The sequence below is a fragment of the Streptomyces viridifaciens genome (genome assembly GCF_001888885.2).
GTDB lineage: Bacteria > Actinomycetota > Actinomycetes > Streptomycetales > Streptomycetaceae > Kitasatospora > Kitasatospora aureofaciens.
Map to the genome: position 1 here is coordinate 3,778,308 of NZ_CP090841.1, position 23,274 is coordinate 3,801,581.

The following is a 23,274-nucleotide window of genomic DNA, read 5'->3' on the forward strand; positions in this document are numbered from 1 at the left end:
CATGCCAGATCCGCCGAGTCCTCTGGAGAGGGAATGTGACGCACTCTCTCACCACACGCCAGCCGCCGGCACCCCCCGAACAGGAGGGAGCCGGCGGCTGGCGGGGCGGGCAGTGCCTCGGGTCAGCGCTTGGGGCGCCAGACGACGAGGGCGCTGGACTGGGGGGTGGGGGGCTGGTAGGGCACCAAGTCGCGGCGGTAGGAGGCGTGGACGGCGGCCTCGCGCTGCTGGAGGGCGGCGGCGGCGCTGTCGAGGGAGTCGGCCAGTTCGGTGATGCGGGCCTGGAGGGCGGCGACCTGGTTCTCCAGCTCGATGATCCGCTTGATGCCGGCCAGGTTGATGCCCTCGTCCTGGGAGAGCCGCTGGACCTCGCGCAGTTGCTGGATGTCGCGGGCGGAGTAGCGGCGGCCGCGGCCGGCGGTGCGGTCGGGGCTGACCAGGCCGAGGCGGTCGTACTGGCGCAGGGTCTGCGGGTGGAGGCCGGAGAGTTCGGCGGCGACCGAGATGACGTACACCGGGGTTTCCTCGGTGAGTACGTACTGTGGCGGGGCGGCCGCGCGCCGGGAGCGGCGGGGGGCGTTGCCGGGCAGGCCCTCGCCGAGCCCGGGGCCGATCGGGCCGCCGGCGTCCATCGGGTTGGTCGGGTTCATCGGGTTCGGGGACATCTGGTCGTCACGCTCCCTTCGCCGCCCGGAAGAGGGCGGCTCGCGGGTCGTCGGAGGCGGTGGCCTCGCGGTACTGCTCCAGGGCGTTCAGCGCGTCGCCGGTGACGTGCTGGGGCACCACGACCTCGACGGTGACGAGGAGGTCGCCGCGGGTGCCGTCCTTGCGGGTGGCGCCCTTGCCGCGGGCGCGCATGGTGAGGCCGTTGGCGCTGCCCGGGGGCAGCTTGAGCTTGACGGCGGGGCCGTTGAGCGTGGGCACCTCGATGGTGGCGCCGAGGGTCGCCTCTGGGAAGGTGACCGGGACGGTGACGGTGAGGTTGTCGCCCTTGCGCCCGAAGACCGGGTGCGGGTCGACGTGCACGGTGACGTAGAGGTCGCCGGGCTGGCCGCCGCGTTCGCCCTGGGCGCCCTTGCCCTTGAGCCGGATCCGCTGGTCGGCCTGGACGCCGGCGGGGATGCGGACCTGCATGGTGCGGGCGGAGCTGGCCCGGCCGCTGCCGTGGCAGTCGGGGCACGGGTCGTCGACGATCATGCCCCGGCCGCGGCAGTCCTTGCAGGGCTCGGAGAGCGCGAAGGCACCCTGACCGCGGCTGACGGTGCCGGCGCCGACGCAGGTGGGGCAGACCCGCGGGGTGGTGCCGGACTTGGCGCCGGTGCCGTTGCAGAGGCGGCAGGGGGCCTGGCTGGTCATCCGCAGGGGGACGGTGGCGCCGTCCACGGCCTCCTCGAAGGAGAGCGTCACCTCGGTCTCGACGTCGGCTCCGCGCCGGGGCTGGGCCTGCCGGGGGCCGCCGCGGTTGAAGAGGCCGCCGAAGACGTCGCCGAGCCCGCCGCCGCCACCGCCGCCCTGGCCGCCGCTGAAGAGGTCGCCGAAGTCGAAGCTGTAGCTGCCGGTGCCGGGGCCGCCGGTGCGGAAGCCGCCGTTGGCGAAGAGGCTGCGCGCCTCGTCGTACTCCTTGCGGCGCTTCTCGTCGGAGAGGACGTCGTACGCCTCGGAGATGTCCTTGAAGCGTTCCTCGGCCTTGGCGTCGCCCGTGTTCGCGTCGGGGTGGAACTCGCGCGCCAGTTTCCGGTAGGTCTTCTTGATCTCGGTGGCGGTGGCGTCCTTGGGCACGCCGAGGACCTTGTAGTAGTCCTTCTCCACGTAGTCCTTGCCACTCATGCGCCCACCTCGCTGCGCTCGGCAGCCGCTGAGCGGGGCACGCACCTCTTCATGGTTCGCTCGCTGCGCTCGCTCACGGCTTCCGCCACCTCCCGATGTCCATCGTCACTGCGCTGTCAACAGCCGCCGAAAGAGGAGCCGTTGACAGCGCGCTGCGGAGTCGGCCGCCGTACTGGCCGGCACTCGACTCCGCAGCGCACTGGTTGTCAGCTGTCACAGGTTGTCAGCTGTCCGAGCCACCGTCGGGCTTGTCCTCGCCGGACTCGGCCTCGGCGTCCGGGCCGGGCGTCGTCTGGGTGCCCGGCTGGGGCTCGGCCACGGCGACCATCGCCGGGCGGATGATCCGCTCGCCGATGCGGTAGCCGGGCTGGAGGATCTGCACGCAGGTGTCCTCGGTGACGTCCGAGGAGTAGCTGTGCATCAGTGCCTCGTGCTGCGTCGGGTCGAAGGGCTCGCCCTCCTTGCCGAACTGCTGCAGGCCCAGCTTGGCGACGACCGTCTCCAGGGACTCGGCAACGGACTTGAAGCCGCCCGTCACCTCGCCGTGCTCGCGGGCGCGGCCGATGTCGTCCAGGACGGGGATCAGGGACTCCAGGATGTTGGAGACCGCGATCTCGCGGACGGTCAGCCGGTCGCGCTCGACCCGCTTGCGGTAGTTCTGGTACTCGGCCTGCAGGCGCTGCAGGTCCGCGGTGCGCTCGGCCAGCTCGCGCTTGGCCGTGGCGAGTTCCTCGGAGCCCTCGCCGGCACCGCCGGCGGCGGCGGCCTCCTCGGCAGCCTTGATCACGGCCTCCTCGGCGGCGGAGTCGTCGCCGGGCTTGCCGCCCTGCGGCTTGTCCGTCATGCCGACGCACCGCCCTTGGGCTTCTCGTCGTCGACGATCTCGGCGTCGACGACGTCGTCCTCCTTGGCCTGGGTGGACTCGCCGGCCGCGGCGGCACCGGCACCGGCGGCGTCGGCGTTGGCGTAGAGCGCCTGGCCGAGCTTCTGGGCGGTGGTGGAGACCTTCTCCGAGGCCTCGCGGATCTTCGCGATGTCCTCGCCCTTCAGGGCCTCCTTGAGCTCGCCGATGGCGGTCTCGACCTCGGTCTTGACGTCGCCCGGGAGCTTGTCGGCGTTGTCCGCGATAAACTTCTCGGTCGAGTAGACGAGCTGCTCGGCGGAGTTGCGGGTCTCCACGGCCTCGCGGCGCTTGTGGTCGTCCTCGGCGTACTGCTCGGCCTCGCGGCGCATGCGGTCGACCTCGTCCTTCGGCAGCGAGGAGCCGCCGGTGACGGTCATCTTCTGCTCCTTGCCGGTGCCGAGGTCCTTGGCGGCGACGTGCATGATGCCGTTGGCGTCGATGTCGAAGGTGACCTCGATCTGGGGCAGGCCGCGCGGCGCCGGCGGGAGGCCGGTCAGCTCGAACATCCCGAGCTTCTTGTTGTACGCGGCGATCTCGCGCTCGCCCTGGTACACCTGGATCTGTACGGACGGCTGGTTGTCCTCGGCCGTCGTGAAGATCTCGGAGCGCTTGGTCGGGATCGTGGTGTTGCGCTCGATCAGCTTGGTCATGATGCCGCCCTTGGTCTCGATGCCGAGGGACAGCGGGGTGACGTCGAGCAGCAGGACGTCCTTGACCTCGCCCTTGAGGACACCGGCCTGGAGCGAGGCGCCGATGGCGACGACCTCGTCCGGGTTGACGCCCTTGTTGGCGTCCTTGCCACCGGTGAGCTCGCGGACCAGCTCGGCGACGGCCGGCATGCGGGTGGAACCGCCGACCAGGACGACGTGGTCGATCTCGGCGAGCGAGATGCCGGCGTCCTTGATGACGTTGTTGAACGGGACCTTGCAGCGCTCCAGCAGGTCCGCGGTCAGCTGCTGGAACTGGGCGCGGGTGAGCTTCTCGTCCAGGTGCAGCGGGCCCTCGGCGGAGGCCGTGATGTACGGCAGGTTGATCGAGGTCTCGGAGGACGAGGACAGCTCGATCTTGGCCTTCTCGGCGGCCTCGCGCAGACGCTGCAGGGCCATCTTGTCCTTGGACAGGTCGACGCCGTGGCCGGCCTGGAAGACCTTGACCAGGTGGTCGACGACGCGCTGGTCCCAGTCGTCACCACCGAGGTGGTTGTCACCGTTGGTGGCCTTCACCTCGACGACCCCGTCGCCGATCTCCAGCAGGGAGACGTCGAAGGTGCCGCCGCCGAGGTCGAAGACCAGGATGGTCTGGTCGTCCTTGTCGAGGCCGTACGCGAGGGCGGCCGCGGTCGGCTCGTTGACGATGCGCAGGACGTTCAGGCCCGCGATCTCGCCGGCCTCCTTGGTGGCCTGGCGCTCCGAGTCGTTGAAGTACGCCGGGACGGTGATGACGGCGTCGGTGACCGTCTCGCCCAGGTACGCCTCGGCGTCGCGCTTCAGCTTCTGCAGCACGAAGGCCGAGATCTGCTGCGGCGTGAAGTCCTTGCCGTCGATGTTGATCTTCCACCCGGTGCCCATGTGGCGCTTGACCGAGCGGATGGTCCGGTCGACGTTGGTGACCGCCTGGCGCTTGGCCACCTCGCCGACGAGGACCTCGCCGTTCTTGGCGAAGGCGACGACGGACGGCGTGGTCCGCGCGCCCTCGGCGTTCGTGATGACGGTGGGCTCGCCACCCTCCAGAACGCTGACGACCGAGTTCGTCGTGCCGAGGTCGATGCCGACCGCGCGTGCCATCGTAGATACCTCCACGGAAGAGTTGAGCTTTACAGGCTCAAGGATGCACGACCCGGCCGGGGGCGTCAACAGGTATGAGTGCGAGCCGCTCAACTTTGCTGAGGCCGCTCCCCGTCCCGCCGGGGCGGCGGCCGGCGGCTGCGGGGCGGGGCGGCGCGCGCGCCGTCACGTGACTGCCGCCATAGCTTGGGAACCTTCTGGAGAACTGTTGCCCACCGGTAATGTCCGGGCCGTCGGCCCGGCAAGTTACCGACCAGTACAATCTCTTCGGAAAACCGCAGAGACTGCTCAACCGCAAGCCGCAGGAGACGGAGAGCGATGCAACTAGCAGCGATCGTCATCTCGCTGGTCACCTTCGTGATCGGCACCGCGCTCGCCCTCCGTGCGGCGTGGCACATCTTCAGGGTGGTGCTGACCGGCGCGCCGGACTCCACCCGCTTCGGGAAGCCCGCCCGGCGCGTGGGCACCGTGGCGACCGAGTTCTTCGGACACACCCGGATGAACCGCTGGGGGATCGTGGGCATCGCCCACTGGTTCGTCGCGGTCGGCTTCTTCAGCCTGGTGCTGACCATCGTCAACGCGATGGGCCAGCTGTTCGACGCCGAGTGGGAACTGCCGATCATCGGCAACTGGATGATCTGGCAGCTCTTCGTCGAGCTGGTCGGCACCCTGACCACCCTGGGCATCGCCACCCTGATGGTGATCCGCCTGATGAGCCTGCCGTCCAGGTCGGGCCGCAAGTCCCGGTTCGCCGGCTCGATCGCCTGGCAGGCGTTCTACGTCGAGTACACGATCCTCGGCATCGGCATCTGCATCCTGATGCTGCGCGCCCTGGAGGGCGCCCTGGCCGGCGTCGACTCCTACGGCCCGGAGCACCTGGTCTCGTACCCGATCACCTCCGTGCTGAGCGGCCTGTCGCACGGCACACTGGAGAACCTGGTCTACCTGTTCGCGATGCTGAAGATCTGCATCTCGTTCGCGTGGGCGATCACCATCGGCCTCAACCCCTCGATGGGCGTGGCCTGGCACCGCTTCCTCGGCTTCTTCAACATCTACTTCAAGCGCGAGGAGGACGGCGGCACCGCGCTGGGCGGGCTCCGCCCGATGACCAGCAACGGCCAGCCGATCGACTTCGAGGACCCGGCCGACGACGCCGTCTTCGGCGTCTCCCAGGTCGAGCACTTCTCCTGGAAGGGCATCCTCGACTTCTCCACCTGCACCGAGTGCGGTCGCTGCCAGTCGCAGTGCCCCGCCTGGAACACCGGCAAGCCGCTCTCGCCCAAGCTGCTGATCATGAGCCTGCGCGAGCACGCCTACGGCAAGGCGCCGTACCTGCTGGCCGGCGGCGGCAAGGACATGGAGGGCACCGAGAAGGCCACCGCCGAGCAGCTGAAGGACGTCCCGGCGGCCGCGCTGGCCGAGGCCGAGCGCCCGCTGATCGGCACCGCCGAGGAGAACGGCGTCATCGACCCGGACGTGCTGTGGTCCTGCACCACCTGCGGCGCCTGCGTCGAGCAGTGCCCGGTGGACATCGAGCACGTCGACCACATCGTCGACATGCGCCGCTACCAGGTGATGATCGAGAGCAACTTCCCGACCGAGGCCGGGACGATGCTCAAGAACCTGGAGAACAAGGGCAACCCGTGGGGCATGGCCACCAAGGCCCGCCTGGACTGGGTCAAGGAGCTCAAGAAGGAGACCGGCATCGAGGTGCCGGTGATCGGCGAGGACATCGACCCCGCCGAGGTCGAGTACCTCTACTGGGTCGGCTGCGCCGGCGCCCTGGAGGACCGCGCCAAGAAGACCACCAAGGCCTTCGCGGAGCTGCTGCACACGGCGGGCGTCAAGTTCGCGATCCTCGGCAAGGAGGAGACCTGCACCGGTGACTCCCCGCGCCGCCTGGGCAACGAGTTCCTCTTCCAGATGCTCGGCGCGCAGAACGTCGAGACGCTGAACGCCGCGCTGGAGGACGCCCCGACCAAGCGGATCGTGGCCACCTGCCCGCACTGCTTCAACACCATCGCCAACGAGTACCCGCAGCTCGGCGGGCACTTCGAGGTGATCCACCACACCCAGCTGCTGCAGCACCTGATCGACGAGGGCAAGCTCGTCCCGGTCAACCCGGTCGAGGGCCTGATCACCTACCACGACCCCTGCTACCTGGGCCGCCACAACAAGGTCTACAGCCCGCCGCGCGAGATCATGGACAAGGTCCCCGGTCTGCGCCAGCAGGAGATGCACCGCCACAAGGAGCGCGGCTTCTGCTGCGGCGCCGGCGGTGCCCGGATGTGGATGGAGGAGCGCATCGGCAAGCGGATCAACACCGAGCGCGTGGACGAGGCGCTGTCCCTCAACCCGGACATCGTCTCCACCGCCTGCCCGTTCTGCCTGGTGATGCTCTCCGACTCGGTCAACGGCAAGAAGAACGAGGGCGCGGCCAAGGAGCACCTGAAGGTGGTCGACGTGGCCCAGCTGCTGCTCGACTCGGTGAAGGCGACCCCGCCGACCGAGGCCGAGGAGCCGGCGACGGTGGACGCGTAACGGCGCCGCTGATTCGACAGTTCTGCTACAACCGCCCGGCCCGGTGGACGCCGCCAAGGCGCCCGCCGGGCCGGGCTTTTCGGTGCCCCGGGGACCGCCGGCGGTACGGCGGGCGGACGGCGAGTGACGTCAATCGCACGACCGCCGGACGGGCATCCGGTCGGAAGGAAATACAGTAGGCACCGGACCGGCGACGAGCCGGTCGACCCGTTCCGGACGGGAACGGACCACCGACGGAGGTATCGGCCCGCCGGGCCGGGCCGCAGAGACCACAAGGGGAACAGCGCAGACCATGACCGAGGCGATCATGCTCGTCGGTGGTAAGGGCACGCGACTGCGTCCGCTGACCACCCACACCCCCAAGCCGATGCTGCCGGTGGCAGGCGTCCCGTTCATCGCGCACCAGCTGGCCCGCGCGGCCGCCGCCGGGGTCACCCGGGTGGTACTGGCCACCTCCTACCTGGCCGAGGTGTTCGAGGACCACTTCCAGGACGGCACCCCGTACGGCATCGAGCTGGTGTACCTGACCGAGCGCGAGCCGCTGGGCACCGGCGGGGCCATCCGCAACGCCGCCTCCGGGCTGACCTGCGGACCGGACGAGCCGGTCCTGGTCTTCAACGGCGACATCCTCTCCGGCCTCGACATCGCCGCCCTGCGCGACGGCCACGTGGCCGCCGGGGCCGACGTCACGCTGCACCTCACCCGGGTCGAGGACCCGCGGGCCTTCGGCCTCGTCCCGACCGACGCGAACGGGCGGGTGCTGGAGTTCCTGGAGAAGCCGGAGACGCCGGAGCAGATCGTCACCGACCAGATCAACGCCGGCTGCTACGTCTTCACCCGGTCCGTCATCGACCGCATCCCGGCCGGCCGGGAGGTGTCCGTCGAGCGCGAGACCTTCCCCGAGCTGCTGGCCACCGGCGCCCTGCTGCGCGGCGTCGTCGACACCTCGTACTGGCTGGACCTCGGCACCCCGGCCGCGTTCGTCCGCGGCTCGGCCGACCTGGTGCTCGGCAAGGTCGACTCCCCGGCCGTCCCCGGCCCGACCGGCGACGCCCTGCTGCTGCCCGGCGCCACCGTCCACCCGGGCGCGGTGCTCAGCGGCGGCACCGTGGTCTCCGCGGACGCGGTGGTCGAGGCCGGCGCGATCGTCGAGGGCAGCGTCATCCTGCCCGGCGCGGTGATCGGCCCGGACACCCTGGTCAAGGACTCGATCGTGGGCGCCTTCGCCACCGTCGGCGACCGCTCGGCGCTGGACGGCGCGGTGATCGGCGACGGCGCGATCGTGGAGTCCGACAACGAGCTGCCGAGCGGCATCCGGATCGCCTGCGGCACCCTGCTGCCGGTCGGTGCCGTACGCACCACGGCCGGCCCGGGCGGCTGCCCGGCGGGCACCACGGCGGCCGCGGCGGTGCACGGGCCGTCGGTCACCGCCCAGCGGTAGCGGGCTCCTCCGGCCCGGTTCCTCCGGTTCGGCCCCTCCGGTCCGGGTCCTCCGGCCGGGCCTCCTCCGTGGGGCTCCGGGGGCGGCTTTCGGACCCGTTCGTCTCAGGCTCGCTGCAAACCGGCCCCGGCTCCGTCCGGGGCCGACGCGCGTTGGGCCGGACGGGTACCTTCGGAGCGTGGCTGGTAATCGATACGACAGCGGTCAGGGTGCCGGCCGTCCGCACGGCGGACGGCCGGCCCCGCCCGGGGGGTACGGGCGGACGGACGGGCCCGTGGACGGGCCGGAGTACTTCACGTCCGCGCACCCGACGGTCGGCGGGCTCGGCGGCCCCGGCGGTCACGGCAGCGGTCCGGGCGCCACGGTCGGCGACGGGTACGACCCGTACGCGGCCGACCGGCCCGGCAACACCCGGGCCTTCCCGCTCGGCGACCCGTACGAGCCGCAGCGCGACCCGTACCACCGGCAGCAGCCGTACTACGCCCCGCCGCCGGCGCCGGGCCCCTACGACGACGACGGCGGCTACGGACAGCAGCCGCCGTACGGTCAGCAGCCCCCGCCGCCCTACGGCGGCCAGGACCAGCACCCCCCGTACGGTCAGGACAACGTCACCACCTACCGCGCCGGCGGCCAGTCCGCCCCGCACGTCAGCGGGCCCCGGCCGCAGTGGCGCGAGCTGTTCGTCGGCATCTTCCGCACCCCGACCGCGATCTTCGACCGCACCCGCGACCACCAGGTCTGGCTGCCCGCCCTCACCGTCTCGCTGCTGTACGGCGTGCTCGCGGTGCTCGGCATCGGCCTGACCCACGACGACATCGTCAACTCGACCTTCTCGGTCGCGCTGACCGGACTGTTCGCCGCGGCCGTCGGCTTCACCGTGGCCGGGGCGGTGTTCGGCGCGGTCACCTACGCGCTGGCCCGCCAGCTCGGCGGCGACGGCCCGTGGAAGTCGACGGTCGGCCTGGCCGCGCTGATCGGCTGGCTGACCGACGCCCCCCGGCTGCTGCTCGACCTGGTGCTGCCCTCCGGCAGCGCGGTGGTCCAGGCCGTCGGCTGGGCCACCTGGCTGCTCTGCGCGTACCTGCTGACCGGCATGGTCCGGCGGGTGCACGACCTGCCCTGGGGCAAGGCGGCGGGTGCCGCGGCGGTGCAGCTGGTCGCGCTGTTGGTGTTGATCAAGCTGCCGACCCTGGGCTGAGGGGCGAAGGGCACAATGGTGGGCGGGTCCGGCCGGTAGGCGCTGGGCCCGCCCACCCTCGTCCAGTCCCAGCCACGGAGTGCGCCATGACCCTCCCCACCACCCACGTCAGCTTCCCGGCCGGGGCGGTGACCGGCGAGTCCCAGGTGCTGGCTGTGCACCCGCTGGCCGACGGCCGGTACGCGGTGGTGACCGAGTCCACCCCGTTCCACCCGCTCGACCACACCTGGCCCGACCAGCCGGCCGACCACGGCACCCTCACCGTCGACGGCACCGAGCTGGCCGTGGTCGACTGCCTCACCGGCGCGGTCGGCCCGGACGGCGGCGCCCCGCTGGTCGGCGCCGAGATCCCGGTCAAGCGCGGCGACGAGGAGTGGTCCTGGCTGGTCCTGCACGTCCTGGCCGCCGACCCCGGCGACCTCACCGGCCGCACCGCCGTCCTCTCGGTCGACGCCGAGCGCCGGGCCGCCCTGAGCGCCTCGCACAGCGGCTGCCACCTGCTCGCCCTCGCCCTCAACGCCGCGCTCGCCCCACGCTGGCGCAAGGACCCGGGCCGCTCGGACGCCTTCGGCAACCCCGACTTCGACAGCCTCGCCATGGCCGCCTCGGTGATGGACACCCAGGCCAGCACGGACACCTACCGGCTCGGCAAGTCGCTCAAGAAGAAGGGCTTCACCGTCGACGCCACCGAGGACTTCCCGGCCCTCGCCGACGCCCTGCCCGCCCTCACCGAGGCCGTCAACGCGCGGCTCGCCGCCTGGGTCGCGGCCGACGCCCCGGTCCGGATCGACGTCCCGGGCCCCGAGCTGACCGCCCGCCGCCAGTGGCACTGCGAGCTGCCCGAGGGCGGCGCGCAGATCTTCTGCGGCGGCACCCACCTGCACCACCTGGGCGAGCTCGCCGAGCTGCGCACCGAGCTGCGGCTGTCCGAGGACGGCGCCGAGCTGGTCGCGGTCACCAGCCCGAAGCGGGCCTGAGAAACGCCGCGGGCGGCCGTCCCCCTCGTTCGTGGGGACGGCCGCCCGCCGTGCGTGCACTCCGTCGTGGTGCGGCCCGAGTCGCGGTGCGGGCCGAGTCGTGGTGCGGTCAGACCTGGCTGCGGTGGAAGTTCAGGTACGAGCGGGACGGCGTCGGGCCGCGCTGGCCCTGGTAGCGCGAGCCGTAGCGCTCGGAGCCGTACGGGTGCTCCGACGGCGAGGAGAGCCGGAACAGGCACAGCTGCCCGATCTTCATCCCCGGGTAGAGCTTGATCGGCAGGGTCGCGACGTTCGACAGCTCCAGCGTCACGTGGCCGCTGAAGCCGGGGTCGATGAAGCCCGCGGTGGAGTGGGTGAGCAGGCCCAGCCGGCCCAGGCTCGACTTGCCCTCCAGCCGGGAGGCCACGTCCTCGGGCAGCGTGATGACCTCGTACGTCGAGGCCAGCACGAACTCGCCGGGGTGCAGGATGAACGCCTCGTCGCCGTCCGGCTCGACCAGCCGGGTCAGGTCCGGCTGCTCCTCGGAGGGGTCGATGTGCGGGTACTTGTGGTTCTCGAACACGCGGAAGAAGCGGTCGAGGCGCACGTCGATGCTCGACGGCTGGATCATCGCCGGGTCGAACGGGTCGATGACGACCCGGCCCAGGTCGATTTCGGTCCGGATGTCCTTGTCAGAGAGCAGCACGTCTCGAGGTTACGTGCACGACGGGGCCCCGGACGAATCCGTCCGGGGCCCCGGGTGTCCTCCCGCCGGCCGTCAGGCCAGGAACTCGGCGGCCTCCAACCGCATCGCCTGCGCCAGTTGGGCCGTGGACAGCTCCCGCACGTCGGCCAGCACCGAGCTCCGGAGCCGTCCGCACTGCGGACAGCGGATCAACCGTCCGGGCCCGAGCCGGCCCGGACCGAGGTTCTGCATCGGAAACGTGGTGGTGCTGAACAGGTGCCCCTCGGCACAACGAACGACGGTGCGCTGCTCCATCGATCCCCTTCCCATCCCTAACCCAGTACTCACCCGTACTCATCGCGCCCCGGCGGCCGGGCCTCGGGACAGCGTCACATTAGGGGATGTTCCGGACATTCCACACCGTGGCTCGCCGCCCCGACCCCACACCCACCGGAGCACTCACACGCGGCCCAAACAGTACGCCCCCCGCTTTCCCCCGTCCGGCTCCGCCACGGCTCGGACCAGCCGTGCAACCACGGCGGCGGATGGGGTACAGTGACACTGGATCGAGCGGTCTCTGACGGCTCATCAGGCGGGCGTAGTTTAATGGTAGAACATGAGCTTCCCAAGCTTAGAGCGCGAGTTCGATTCTCGTCGCCCGCTCCACTACCGAAAGCCGCAGGTCATCTGACCTGCGGCTTTCTTGTTTTGTGCGGTCGGCGGTCGGCGGTCGGCGGTCGGCCGGGGCGGGTCAGGCGGCGGCGAGGAAGTCGCGGACGGTCTTGACGAAGGCGGCGGGCTCCTCGGCGGGGGCGATGTGGCCGGTGTCGAACTCGGCGTAGGTGCTGGTGGGGAGCGCGGCGTGGAGACGGCGGGTGTTCTCCACCGGGACGGTGGCGTCCTGGGTGCAGCCGATGACCAGGGTGGGGGCCTGGACGCGGGGGAGGAGCGGGGCGAGGTCCAGGGCGAGGTCGAGGGCGATGTGGCGCAGGGTGCCGGGGGTCGGCTGCATGTAGGAGGTGTTGGCCTCGACGGCCTCGCGGCCGATGCGGTTCAGGAAGCCGCGGCTGAAGGCGGTGAGGGTGGCGTAGCGGCCGAAGGCGGTGGGGTCGTCGGCGAGGGAGAGCCAGGTGGCCATGGAGAGCCGGAGGTACTCGTCCTGTTCGGCGCTGATCCAGCCGGCCGTGGCGATCAGGCGGCGGACCTGGTCGGGCCGTAGGGCGGCGGCCGCGGTGGCGACGACCGCGCCGAGTGAGAAGCCGAGGAGGTCGACGGGCCCGCGGCCCGCGTCGTCGATCACGGCGTTGACCTGCTCGGCGAGGGTTTCCAGGGTGAGCGGGGCGCCGTCGTCCTCGGCGGCCTCGCTGCCGGAGAGGTCGGGCAGCAGGACGGTGTAGCGGTCGGTGAAGGCGTCCAGCATGGCGTCCCACATGCCGGAGCCGGGGCCGGTGCCGTGGACCAGGAGGAGGGTGTCGGGGCCGTCGCCGACGATGCGGTAGGGGATGCGGGCGGTGCCGACGGTGATGGTGGGCATGGCGGGGTTCCTCCGGTTGGTTCTGGATCGGCTCTGGGCCGGGGCCTCGGGGGCTTTGGCGGCTCGGGAAGTAAACTACACGGTACAGATCAGTGGTTCAACTGCACCGTGCAGTGCAATTCAGGGAGTCGCGCCGGCGGAACTGTCCGTGCCCGACCGCCGTCCAAGGAGTGACGGAATGCCTGCCCGGGTTGAACGCCGGGAGGAGTACGGAGGGGCCCTGTGCAGTCAGGTGGTGCCGAGCTGAACCTCGGATGTCCGGGCGGCTTCCGCGGCGGCGCGTCGGCCGCGCCGGACTGGTGGCCGGTGCTGGCCCCGGATGTGACGGTCGATCAACTCGACGCGGCGGAGCACTGCGAGGCGCTGCTCCGGGACACGATGGGCGCCGTCAGGCCGGCTCCGGTATGGCGGGAGACGGTGCCGCGGGCGGGGGTGCGGCTGTCCGCGCCGGGGCGGCGGGAGCCGGAGGTGCTCTGGTACGTCACCCGGGGGCGGGATGTGCTCACCGTCGTATCGCCGGGCCGGCGGCGGGAGTTGGCGGCGATGGTGGAGCGTCAGTGGCGGCGGCGCGGGTGGACGATCACCTCGCTGAACGCGGGGCGGGACCGGCCGGGCGTCGCGGCCACCACTCGGTACGGCTCCCAACTGGTGCTGTGTTTCGGTGAGTTCGGCGAGATCCGGTTGACCGCGAGCTTGCTCGGCGTCGCCTGCTCGGAGCGGGTGCCCGCACTGCCGGGTGCCGGTGAGCCGGACCCCGCGGCGCTGCCCCATGTGCACTGCTCGTACTGGAGCGCGCTGGTGTGACCGGGGGAGGCGTGGAGCGAGTCCCCCCGGACCCGCTCCACGCCGCCTCGTCGCGCGGCTTCGGCGCTGCCGCTCCCCCCGACACCCCGGCCAACCCCGCCGTCCCCCCTGGCCTTACCCTCCGGCGAGAGCGTCCGCACAGACCCCGGCGAGCCCCCACCTCCGGGGGCGTCGTTGATCTCACGCTAACAAACCGCGTGGTTGGTTTGTCAATAGTGAGATCCACGAAAAATCCACAATCGTGGCGATCCGGTCGGGCCGGGGTGATGGGCGTCCCACCACGCATTTGGGGGTTCGTCAGGCCGTTCGCGGTAGTGCCGCACGCCTGGGGCACGGAAGATCGTGCGGCCTGGAATCCGACATTCCATGCATCATGTCACCACGGAGTGACACCGCGCGAGTGCCCAGCGCAGTGAGTGGCGGGGTGGACGACAGGTCGGACGGGCCCCGCCGGCGGCCCGCGCGCTCAGCGCAGCAGTCGGCGCTCCTTGGCCACCGCCACCGCTCCCGCCCGGGTGTCCACGCCCAACTTGTCGTAGATCCGCCCCAGATGGGTCTTCACCGTCGCCTCGCTGATGAACAGCGTCCGGGCGATCTCCCGGTTGCCCAGCCCCTGTGCCAGCTGTTCGAGGATGTCCTGCTCGCGCTCGGTGAGCTGCGGCGAGGGCGCCCGCATCTGCGCCATCACCCGGGAGGCGACCGGCGGCGAGAGCACCGTCCGGCCCTGCGCGGCCGCGTGGACGGCGGCGAACAGTTCCTCCGGCCGTTCGGCCTTCAGCAGGTAGCCGGTGGCGCCCGCGGCGATGGCCCGGGTGATGTCGGCGTCGGTGTCGTAGGTGGTGAGCACCAGGACGTGCGGTCCGCCGGGGGCGGCGGTGATCCGACGGGTGGCCTCCACGCCGTCGATGCCGTCGCCGAGTTGGAGGTCCATCAGCACGACCTGCGGCGCCAGTTCGGCGGCCAGCGCGACGGCCTCCTCGCCGGTGCTCGCCTCGCCGACCACCTCGATGTCGCCCGCGCTGGCGAGCAGCGCCAGCAGGCCCGCCCGCACCACCGCGTGGTCGTCGCAGACCAGCAGCCGGACGGCCGACGGGCCCGGCGCCGTACCGGAGGCACCGCTCGGCGCACCGCCCGGTGCGTCGTTCGGAGTGTTGCGCGCTGCGTTCATCGCTGCTCCAGGGGGATCGCGGCGGACACCACGGTGCCCTCGCCGGGGGTGCTCTCCACCGTCAGCGTGCCACCCAGCTGCCGCAGCCGGGCGCGCATGGCCGGCAGCCCGTACCCGCGGGCGCCGCCGGAGGCGCGCCGGTCCCCGGCCGAGGGGTCGAAGCCCTGTCCGTCGTCGGCGATGTCCAGCACGGCCTGGTCGCCGAGGAAGGAGAGCGTGATCGCGGCCGCCGAAGCCCCGGCGTGCTCGCGGACGTTGGCCAGCGCCCCCTGGGCGATCCGCAGCAGCGCGGACTGGACCGCCGTCGGCAGCGGGACGGGCGTGCCGTCCAGGTGGAACCGGACCGGCAGCCCGCTCTCGGCGGACTCCCGCCCGGCCAGCGCCCGCAGCGCCCCGTCGAGGGTGCCGCCGTCGGCGAGTTCGGCCGGGGCGAGGTCGCGGACGAAGCGGCGGGCCTCGGCCAGGTTGCGGGCGGCCACCTCGGCGGCGGTGCGGACGTGGGTACGGGCGGTCGCCGGGTCGGTGTCCCAGGTGCGGTCGGCGGCCTGCAGCAGCATCTGCTGGCTGGACAGGCCCTGCGCCAGGGTGTCGTGGATCTCCATCGCCAGCCGCTCGCGCTCGGCGAGCGTGCCCTCCCGCCGTTCGGTGGCGGCGAGTTCGCGCCGGGTGCGGACCAGGTCGGCGATCAGCGCGCGCTGCCGGGCGGCCTGCCGGGCCATGAACAGGAACACCCCGGTGGCCAGCGCGGCCACCGCGGGCGGCAGCAGGACGAGGGTGGCGTCCGCCGTGCCGGGCAGCCGGATCTCGGCGATCACCACCAGCAGCGTCAGGGCCGCCACCAGCGGGATCGCCGCCTTCGCGGGCAGCGCCCGCAGCCCGGTGTAGATCAGCGGGACGGCGCACCAGGCGAAGCTCGGCGCGAGCAGCACCAGCACCACCCAGAGCGCGACCACCAGCGCGACCGGCCACCGGCGCGGTCGGTCCGGCGCGGCCGGACGGCGGTGTTCCAGCCAGGAGGCGGTCGGCTGGGCGACGGCCAGGGCGGTGCTCAGCCCGATCACCCACGGGATCCAGGGGCTGTCGGCGTGGTGGGTGAGGTAGCGGCTGAGGGCGGCGGCGAGCAGCAGCAGGAAGGCGAAGTCCAGCAGCAGCGCCAGCCGGCCGGCGTCCGGGTTCCCGGCATCGCGACCGCCGAGGGGCGGGCCGCCGGACGGGCGGGTGTGCTGCACGGCTGGCTCCTGGCGCTACGGGCTCCGGACGGCGCTCGGTCGACCGTCGACTGTGGTGGCGGATCGGCGCGCACCGCGCGGCCTGCGCTTGCCGGCACCGGTCTGTGCTCGCCGGCACCGGCCTGTGCTCGCCGGTACGGACCTGCGCCGATCCCTCGATGGTGACCCGTCCGGCCCGGTCCCGCATCAGCCGATCGGTTGACGGAGCCGTCCCCCAACGTGCCCGGACGGTCGCGCCGGACCGTCGATGCCGCGCGCCCGGATCCGGCCGGAGGATCGAGGCAGAGCCGGGCGGTCCCCCGCCGCCCGGCCCCGAACCCCTGCGGCCGCCACGGATTCCCACGGACCCCCACGAATCCCGGTGGACCTCCGCAGGCCCGTAACCGTGATCCCGTTGAGGAGCTGGACCATGAAGAAGACCTCCGTGCGCGCCCGGGTGCTGACCGGCACCGCCGCCGTCGCCGCGCTCGCCGCCGCCGGCGTGGGCGCCGTCTCGGCCAGCGCCGAGACCACCGACACCCCGGCCGCGCCGGCCGCCGTCAAGGTCGACACCCAGAACAAGAACCTCGCCCAGAGCACCGGTCTGAACATCGACGCCGCCACTCGCGCCGCCCAGGCCGCCCTGGACGCGGCGAACAAGGCCGGTCAGCACGTCTCGGTCGCCGTGGTCGACCGGGACGGCGTCACCCGGGTGCTGCTCAAGGGAGACGGCGCTGGCCCGCAGGCGACCGAGTCGGCCGAGCGCAAGGCCTTCACCGCGGTCTCCTGGAACGCCCCGACCTCGGAGCTGGCCAAGCGACTGGCCCAGGCCCCGAACCTGAAGGACATCCCGGGCACGCTGTTCCTGGCCGGCGGTGCACCGGCGCAGTCCAAGGGTGCCCCGGTGGCGGGCATCGGCGTCGCGGGCGCGCCCAGCGGCGACCTGGACGAGCAGTTCGCGCAGGCGGGCGTCGCCGCGCTGGCGAAGTGACCGCGGACCGAGTGACCGCGGACCGAGTGACCGCGACCGAGTGATCCCGACGGACTGACCACGGACCGCGTGACCGTGGCGCGGTGACCCATTCGGCCGGTCGGCCGCCTCCCCGGGGCCGACCGGCCGGGCGCGTGACTCCCCGAACCGCCGCCGTGCTCCCGCCCGCAACCCCACCGTGTCCTCGTTCGGGTGAACGCGGGAGGGGTCGTCGCAGAACAGGCGATGACCCTTTGAAAAGCCGGTGTCGTTGTCAGTGCCGCGTGGCAGGCTTCCCGGTATGACGGCGTGGACCCTCAACGACATCGAACGTGCGATCCGCTCCTCCTGGGGTGTCGACACCTGTGCGCCCGAGGACCTGGCCCACTGGCGTCCCGACAATCCCGCCCGCGGCCAGTGCGGGGTGACGGCCATGGTGGTGCACGACCTGCTCGGCGGCGAGCTGATGATGGGCGAGGTGCACGTCGACGGGGTCCGGACGGACCTCCACTGGTGGAACCGTTTCGCCACCGGTGTCGAGATCGACCTCACCCGCGAGCAGTTCGGCCCGGACGAGCTGGTCGGCCCCGGTCGCCCGGTCGCCCGCCCGGCCCGCCCCGGCCGGCTCCAGGCCCAGTACGAACTGCTGCGCCACCGCGTGGTCACCGAGCTGGAGCGCGGGGCCGCCGCGAACCGGATCCGCCGCCCGGCCCGGGTCGCCTAGGGCCTGTTCTGGCGCCTGGCGCAGGCCGGGCACCAGCCACCCGGCCCCGGGGGCTGCCCTGACGTACAGTCGGCCTCGGACGGACCACCGTACGGGTGGCGGCGACGACGGGAGTGCGCGGATGAGCGGGGCGACGGTCGGTTTCGTGGGGCTGGGCGCGATGGGGCGGGGTATGGCAGGCAGCCTGCTGCGGGCCGGCCACGCCGTACGGGTCTGGAACCGTTCGCCCGAGCCGGTGGCCGCCCTGGTGTCCCAGGGGGCGGAGGCGGCCGGTTCGCTCGCCGAGGTGTTCGCCGCCGACACGGTGGTCTCCATGCTGGCCAACGACCAGGCGGTCGAAGGGTTGTTGCTGGACCCGGAGCTGCTGGCGGGCGCGAAGGCGACCCTGCACGTCAACATGGCCACGGTCTCGCTGGCGCTGGCCGAGCGCGCCGAGGCACTGCACGCCGAGCACGGCATCGGCTACGTCGCCGCGCCCGTCCTCGGCCGGCCCCCGGTCGCGGAGGCGGGGAAGCTCAACATCCTGGCCGCGGGCGCGCCCGAACTGCTGGACCGGGTCGAGCCGCTGTTCGCCGCGATGGGCGACCGTACCTGGCGGTTCGGTGACGCGCCCCGGCAGGCCAACACCGCCAAGATCAGCACCAACTTCCTGCTGGCCTGCGCGATCGAGTCGATGGCCGAGGCGTGCAGCCTGGCCGAGGCCCACGGCGTGCGGCCCACCGACCTGGTGGAGATGCTCACCGGCACGCTCTTCCCGGGGCCGATCTACTCCGGCTACGGCTCGATGGTGGCCGAACGCCGTTACGAGCCCGCCGGGTTCCGGCTGCCGCTGGGGCTCAAGGACGTCGGCCTGGCGCTGGAGGCGGGGGCCGCGCGCCACGTCCCGCTGCCGTTCGGCGGGATCCTGCGGGACGCCTTCCTGGACGCGCTGGCGCACGGCGACGGGGAGAAGGACTGGGCCGCCGTCGCCGAGGTCGCCCGCCGCCGGGCCGGACTGCCGGACTGAGCGCCGCCCCGCGATCCCCACCCCGCCCGCGCCCCGAGCCGACCCGGTTCGGGGCGCGGGCGCGGAATACCCGGCGCGCGGCGGGTGCTCGCACCTCTGTCCGCAGCACCCGACCGGGGGGAGTACCGATGACCGTCCAGCCGTCCGGCGCCGAGGCGCCACGTCGTTTCCTGTTCCTCGACGCCAGCTCGCGCGCAGGCGGCAACTCCGAACAACTCGCCCGACTGGCCGCCGAGTCGAGCCTGCCCGAGGGTGCTGAGCAGCGCTGGCTGCGGCTCGCCGACCACCCGCTGCCGCCCTTCCAGGATCTGCGGCACACCGGTGACGGCAACTACCCGGAGCCGGTCGGCCACGAGCGGACCCTGCTGGAGGCCACCCTGGAGGCCACCGACCTGGTCTTCGTCGCGCCGGTGTACTGGTACACGCTGCCGACCACCGCCAAGCTCTACCTCGACTACTGGTCGGCCTGGTTCCGGGTGCCCGGGGTGAACTTCCGCGCCGGGATGAACGGCGGCACGCTGTGGGACGTCACCGTCCTGGCCGGAACCGAGGACAAGGCCGAGCCCATGATCGGCACGCTCAAGCTGACCGCCGAGTACATGGGGATGCGTTGGGGTGGCGCGCTGATCGGCAACGGCACTCGTCCAGGGGACGTCCTGCGCGACGAGCGGGCGCTGATCGCGGCCAAGTCCTTCTTCTCCGGTTGAGCCGGCGCCACGGCCCCGAACCGACGCCACGGCCCCGGGTGGCATTTCGCCGATCCGGGGCCGACTGACGTATTCAGGCCATCGGGGGCCGTGCGGTACCGTCCCCCTGGGCGTGTACCCGTCACTCTGTGGTCATCTTTCGGCGAAGAGCAAAAGCCCTGTCGAAGGACGGAGTTGGACGATTCGGGCGCCCTGGCCCCGATAGTGCGTCACAGCGGGGCACCTGCCTTCCGGAGTGGCTGGATCGTTCGGTACTCTCCGTCGGACTTTCAGCTTCGCGGGGGGTTCGCGGCGTCTGCGGCCGCCCCCTCGCGCCCGGGCCTCGCCCGGACACTTCCGTGAGGTCTCTTTGTCCATACGTCGCAGTCTTGCCCTGGCCGGCGTCGCCGCGCTCACGTCCTCGCTGGTGCTCACCGGCGCCCAGGGCGCCATGGCCGTCGGTTCCCCCGGCACCCCGTCCGCCGCCGCCCCGTCCGCCGCCGCCCCGTCCGCCGCCGCTCAGGCCGAGCAGGCGAAGCACCAGGGCCTCGACCTCTCGGTGCGCGGTGTCCCGGACACCTTCGTCGCCGGCGGCCCCGCCCGGGTCTTCTCCTACCGGATCCAGAATTCGGCCAAGAACGACTTCGTGGCCTTCCCGCTGCTGAAGTTCAAGAACAAGGCCGGCACGCTCAAGGCCAAGGACCTCAAGGTCGAGTACCAGCTGCCGGCCGGTCTGCCCGGCGGCGGCACCTGGAAGGCCGGCTCGATCGCGCCCGGTGGCGGTGACGGCGACGACAGCGCGGTGCTGATCCTCCTCGGTGGCGTGTCCGACGGCGGCCCCGCCGACGACGCGCTGCTCTTCGTCGCCCCCGGCAAGCGGATCGACATCGACGTCCGGGTTTCCTTCACCAAGGACACCCCGCTGGGCAAGGCCGGCGTCGTACCGGTGGCCTTCGAGGCCAACGCCGACGACGAGTCCGACAACGGCCACTTCAGCTGCGACGGGATCAAGGGCGCCGGCTTCACCATCAAGGCCGGTGGCGGCAGTGGCAAGCCCACCCCGAGCCCCACCCCGACCAAGACCGGCAAGCCGAGCCCGACCGCCACCGCGTCGCCCACGACCACCGCGACGGCGACCGCCACCAGCACGCCGACCACGCCGGCCCCGACCACGCCGGCCCCGACCACGCCGGCCCCGACCACCCCCGCGCCGACCACCCCGGCCACCGGCACCGCCTCGCCGTCCGCCTCCCCGACCGGCTCGGGTTCCGGCTCCGGCGAGACCACCACCCCGGCCCCGTCCGGCGGCAGCACCGACGCCCAGCAGCCGATCGACTTCCCGGTGGACGTCCCGAAGGTCGCCCCGCCGAAGATCACCCCGGCCGTCGTGACCAAGGCCAAGACGGCCGCCTCCGACGCGGACAAGAGCCTGGCCACCACCGGTGGCGGCGATGACACCACCGCGATCGCGGCCGCCGGCGGCGCCGTCCTGGTCGCCGGTGTCGGCACCCTCGTGGTGCTGCGTCGCCGCAAGGCGGGCCAGCAGGGCTGAGCCCCGACCGACGGTCCCGGGCCCGGCAGGGCCGGCCCGGGGCCGTCGAAGCGGGGGCTTTCCCGAGTACCCCCGTGCCGCCCGACCGTCCACGCGGACGACCACCGGGCGGCACCGGCGGTACTCCTCCGTCACATAGGATGTCCGGCCGGAGGGGGGCGGAACGGCGGGGAGAGGGACAGGTGCGGGGAGAACGCACGACACGGGCCACCACCGACTACGAATCCGCGGCCGGCCGGATCGCGGGCCTGCCGCTCCGCAGACACCACGTGCTGCTGACGGCGTGGACGGTGCTCTGGTTCTTCCTGGTCGAGCCCAGCGGCGGCTTCTCCTGGCACTACCTGCGCCAGGGCGAGCAGCTGCTCTTCAGCGGGCAGCCCGACGGCGGCCTCGCGCTCTACGCCCACCACCCCGAGCTGCAGATCGGCCCGGTCAGCCTGGCCGCCGCCCGGCTCACCGCCCCGTTCTCCCCGCACGTCGGCCAGCTGGTCGCCGAGGCGGTGAGTGCCGGGCTCGGCCTGGTGATGCTGGTCCTGGTCGGCCGCACCGCCGCCCTGTACTACCTCGGCACCGGCACCAACCACCGCCGGCTCCAGCAGCGCCTGCTGATCGCCGGGCTGGCGTTCATCCCGATGTGGGTCGAGGTCTCGGTCCGCTTCGCGCACCTGGACGACGTCCTCGCGCTGTTCTTCACCGCCCTCGCCGCGCACGCCCTGGCCCGCGGCAAGCCCGTCCAGGTCGCCGTCTTCCTGGCCCTGGCGGTCGACTCCAAGCCCTGGGCGATCGCCTTCGCCCCGCTGATCCTGGCCCTGCCCCGGCCCGCCTGGCTGCGCACCGCACTCTGGTTCTGCCTCCTGGTCGCGATCGCCTGGCTGCCGTTCTACCTGGGCAACCTGGACACCCTGGCGGCCGCCAAGTTCACCATCCCCAACCAGCCCGCCTCCGCGCTGCGCTGGTTCGGGGTCACCGACCCGTCCACGCCCTGGTGGGACCGCCCGACCCAGTTCGCGCTCGGCATCGGCCTCGGCTGCGTCGCGGTTTGGCGCGGCCGCTGGCCGGCCGTGGTGCTGCTCGGCGCGGACGCCCGGATCCTGCTCGACCCGAGCGTCTACACGTACTACACGGCCTCGATCCTGCTCGGCACCCTGCTCTGGGACGCGGTCGGGCAGAAGCGGCTGGTCCCCTGGTGGAGCTGGATCGCGCTGGTCGCGCTGTACGGCGGCACGCTGTTCCTGCCGTCCGACCCGGCCCGCGGCTTCGTCCGGCTCGCCTTCGTGGTGGTCTCCGCCGCGTACGTGCTGCTCTGGCCCACCCAGCAGACCCGCCGACCGCGGCCACCGGTCCGGGGTGGCGGGGACGGGCGCCGCCGGACGTCCCGGCGGCGCGAGCGGGAGCTGGTCGGCGCGTAGGGCGTGTCTCCGGCCCGCCCGCAGGCCCCACGGCTTGACCCTCACGCGACGTGAGAGCGCAGGGTGGTGGTCAGCACCAGGGAGGAGTTTCCGGATGAGCGAGGACCAGGGCCACTCGGTCGGCGCCGTGGCGAAGATCGCCAAGGTGACCGTCCGCACCCTGCACCACTACGACGAGATCGGCCTGCTGTCCCCCGCGGGCCGCACCCGGGCCGGCTACCGCCGCTACGTGGACGCCGACCTCGACCGGCTGCAGCAGATCCTGTTCTACCGCGAGCTCGGATTCCCCCTGGAGGAGATCGCGGCGATCCTGGACGACGACTCGGTCAGCCCGAGCGAGCACCTCCGGCGGCAGCACCGGCTGCTGACCGACCGGATCCGGCACCTCCAGGACCTCGCCGCCGCCGTCGAACACGCCATGGAGGCACGCAGGATGGGCATTCAGCTGACCCCGGAGGAGAAGTTCGAGATCTTCGGCGAGGGCTACCAGGAGGAGTGGGAGCAGGAGGCCGAACAGCGCTGGGGCGACACCGCGGCCTGGGCCGAGTCCCAGCGCCGCACCGGCGGCTACACCAAGGCCGACTGGCAGCGCATCCAGACCGAGATGACCGAGCTCAACACCCGCCTGGCCGAGGCGGTCACGGCCGGCGAGCCCGCCGACGGCACCGTGGCCATGGACCTCGCCGAGGCGCACCGGCAGCACATCTGCCGGAACTTCTACGACTGCACCTTCGCCATCCACCGCGGCCTGGCCTGCCTGTACGTCTCGGACCCGCGCTGGACCACCACCTACGAGGACCTCGCACCCGGCCTGGCGCAGTGGCTGCACGACGCCATCGTGGCCAACGCCGACCGGCGCGAGCAGGCGTAGCCGCTC

The 23,274-nt window shown here is 72.5% G+C and carries 20 protein-coding genes, 1 tRNA gene and 1 pseudogene; 13 read left to right on the forward strand and 9 right to left on the reverse strand.

The window, feature by feature from the left end:
- Nucleotides 1-122: 122 nt before the first annotated feature.
- The 4 genes from BOQ63_RS23890 to dnaK form a co-directional block, all read right to left on the reverse strand.
- Nucleotides 123-665, reverse strand: a complete 543-nt coding sequence (locus BOQ63_RS23890; protein WP_318299376.1) for a heat shock protein transcriptional repressor HspR — start codon at nt 663-665, stop codon at nt 123-125.
- 7 nt (nt 666-672) lie between these two features.
- Nucleotides 673-1,827: a molecular chaperone DnaJ gene (gene dnaJ, locus BOQ63_RS23895; RefSeq protein ID WP_030278377.1), complete on the reverse strand. Its 1,155-nt coding sequence runs from the start codon at nt 1,825-1,827 to the stop codon at nt 673-675.
- Nucleotides 1,828-2,050: 223 nt separating this feature from the next.
- Entirely contained in the window at nt 2,051-2,671 is a 621-nt protein-coding gene (gene grpE, locus BOQ63_RS23900; RefSeq protein ID WP_030552046.1) for a nucleotide exchange factor GrpE, read from the reverse strand.
- Nucleotides 2,668-4,515, reverse strand: a complete 1,848-nt coding sequence (dnaK, locus tag BOQ63_RS23905; protein ID WP_030278381.1) for a molecular chaperone DnaK — start codon at nt 4,513-4,515, stop codon at nt 2,668-2,670. The genes grpE and dnaK overlap by 4 nt, the downstream gene beginning before the upstream one ends.
- Before the next feature lie 318 nt (nt 4,516-4,833).
- Between dnaK and BOQ63_RS23910 the strand changes: the two genes are divergently transcribed.
- From BOQ63_RS23910 to BOQ63_RS23925, 4 genes and pseudogenes are all read left to right on the forward strand, one after another.
- A complete protein-coding gene (locus tag BOQ63_RS23910; protein ID WP_030552044.1) occupies nt 4,834-7,056 on the forward strand; it encodes a (Fe-S)-binding protein in 2,223 nt (740 codons plus the stop codon).
- A 292-nt stretch (nt 7,057-7,348) separates the two neighbouring features.
- Nucleotides 7,349-8,413 (forward strand): annotated as a pseudogene (manB, locus tag BOQ63_RS23915) (mannose-1-phosphate guanylyltransferase); the annotation flags it as partial.
- A gap of 358 nt (nt 8,414-8,771) precedes the next feature.
- Complete coding sequence (locus BOQ63_RS23920; RefSeq protein ID WP_051746519.1) at nt 8,772-9,695, forward strand: Yip1 family protein; 924 nt, start codon at nt 8,772-8,774, stop codon at nt 9,693-9,695.
- 86 nt (nt 9,696-9,781) lie between these two features.
- Nucleotides 9,782-10,672, forward strand: a complete 891-nt coding sequence (locus BOQ63_RS23925) for an alanyl-tRNA editing protein (RefSeq protein ID WP_030278385.1) — start codon at nt 9,782-9,784, stop codon at nt 10,670-10,672.
- Between the two features lie 109 nt (nt 10,673-10,781).
- On the opposite strand, the gene dcd is transcribed toward BOQ63_RS23925, so the two are convergent.
- Both dcd and BOQ63_RS23935 read right to left on the reverse strand, forming a co-directional pair.
- Nucleotides 10,782-11,357, reverse strand: a complete 576-nt coding sequence (gene dcd, locus BOQ63_RS23930; protein WP_030278387.1) for a dCTP deaminase — start codon at nt 11,355-11,357, stop codon at nt 10,782-10,784.
- Nucleotides 11,358-11,429: 72 nt separating this feature from the next.
- Entirely contained in the window at nt 11,430-11,666 is a 237-nt protein-coding gene (locus tag BOQ63_RS23935; RefSeq protein ID WP_033346883.1) for a hypothetical protein, read from the reverse strand.
- A gap of 262 nt (nt 11,667-11,928) precedes the next feature.
- Between BOQ63_RS23935 and BOQ63_RS23940 the strand changes: the two genes are divergently transcribed.
- A tRNA-Gly gene (locus BOQ63_RS23940) sits at nt 11,929-12,002 on the forward strand.
- Between the two features lie 85 nt (nt 12,003-12,087).
- Here the strand turns inward: BOQ63_RS23940 and BOQ63_RS23945 are convergent.
- Nucleotides 12,088-12,870 carry an alpha/beta fold hydrolase gene (locus BOQ63_RS23945; protein ID WP_072654935.1) on the reverse strand — a complete coding sequence of 261 codons (783 nt, stop codon included), beginning with the start codon at nt 12,868-12,870 and terminating at the stop codon, nt 12,088-12,090.
- 222 nt (nt 12,871-13,092) lie between these two features.
- Here BOQ63_RS23945 and BOQ63_RS23950 point away from each other — a divergent pair, with 222 nt between their 5' ends.
- Complete coding sequence (locus BOQ63_RS23950; protein ID WP_030278407.1) at nt 13,093-13,674, forward strand: hypothetical protein; 582 nt, start codon at nt 13,093-13,095, stop codon at nt 13,672-13,674.
- Nucleotides 13,675-14,140: 466 nt separating this feature from the next.
- Here BOQ63_RS23950 and BOQ63_RS23955 read toward each other — a convergent pair whose 3' ends face one another.
- Together BOQ63_RS23955 and BOQ63_RS23960 are read right to left on the reverse strand one after the other, a co-directional pair.
- The gene (locus BOQ63_RS23955; protein WP_078938770.1) at nt 14,141-14,842 is read right to left on the reverse strand and encodes a response regulator; all 702 of its coding nucleotides are present in this window, start codon (nt 14,840-14,842) and stop codon (nt 14,141-14,143) included.
- Complete coding sequence (locus BOQ63_RS23960; protein WP_030278411.1) at nt 14,839-16,071, reverse strand: sensor histidine kinase; 1,233 nt, start codon at nt 16,069-16,071, stop codon at nt 14,839-14,841. Before BOQ63_RS23960 ends, BOQ63_RS23955 begins: the two co-directional genes overlap by 4 nt.
- A gap of 409 nt (nt 16,072-16,480) precedes the next feature.
- On the opposite strand from BOQ63_RS23960, the gene BOQ63_RS23965 reads away from it, so the two are divergent.
- The 7 genes from BOQ63_RS23965 (at nt 16,481) to BOQ63_RS23995 (ending at nt 23,268) form a co-directional block, all read left to right on the forward strand.
- Nucleotides 16,481-17,041: a GlcG/HbpS family heme-binding protein gene (locus BOQ63_RS23965; RefSeq protein WP_030278413.1), complete on the forward strand. Its 561-nt coding sequence runs from the start codon at nt 16,481-16,483 to the stop codon at nt 17,039-17,041.
- 280 nt (nt 17,042-17,321) lie between these two features.
- Nucleotides 17,322-17,744 (forward strand): YunG family protein, encoded by a 423-nt coding sequence (locus tag BOQ63_RS23970; RefSeq protein WP_050366688.1) that lies wholly within the window; start codon nt 17,322-17,324, stop codon nt 17,742-17,744.
- A 121-nt stretch (nt 17,745-17,865) separates the two neighbouring features.
- Nucleotides 17,866-18,750, forward strand: coding sequence for an NAD(P)-dependent oxidoreductase (locus tag BOQ63_RS23975; protein ID WP_030278416.1), 885 nt, complete (start codon nt 17,866-17,868; stop codon nt 18,748-18,750).
- 128 nt (nt 18,751-18,878) lie between these two features.
- A complete protein-coding gene (locus BOQ63_RS23980) occupies nt 18,879-19,457 on the forward strand; it encodes a flavodoxin family protein (protein ID WP_030278419.1) in 579 nt (192 codons plus the stop codon).
- A gap of 349 nt (nt 19,458-19,806) precedes the next feature.
- Nucleotides 19,807-20,988, forward strand: coding sequence for an LPXTG cell wall anchor domain-containing protein (locus BOQ63_RS23985; RefSeq protein WP_191093586.1), 1,182 nt, complete (start codon nt 19,807-19,809; stop codon nt 20,986-20,988).
- A gap of 182 nt (nt 20,989-21,170) precedes the next feature.
- Nucleotides 21,171-22,397: a hypothetical protein gene (locus BOQ63_RS23990; RefSeq protein WP_435820355.1), complete on the forward strand. Its 1,227-nt coding sequence runs from the start codon at nt 21,171-21,173 to the stop codon at nt 22,395-22,397.
- Between the two features lie 94 nt (nt 22,398-22,491).
- A complete protein-coding gene (locus tag BOQ63_RS23995; protein WP_030278425.1) occupies nt 22,492-23,268 on the forward strand; it encodes a MerR family transcriptional regulator in 777 nt (258 codons plus the stop codon).
- The last annotated feature ends 6 nt before the right edge of the window (nt 23,269-23,274 follow it).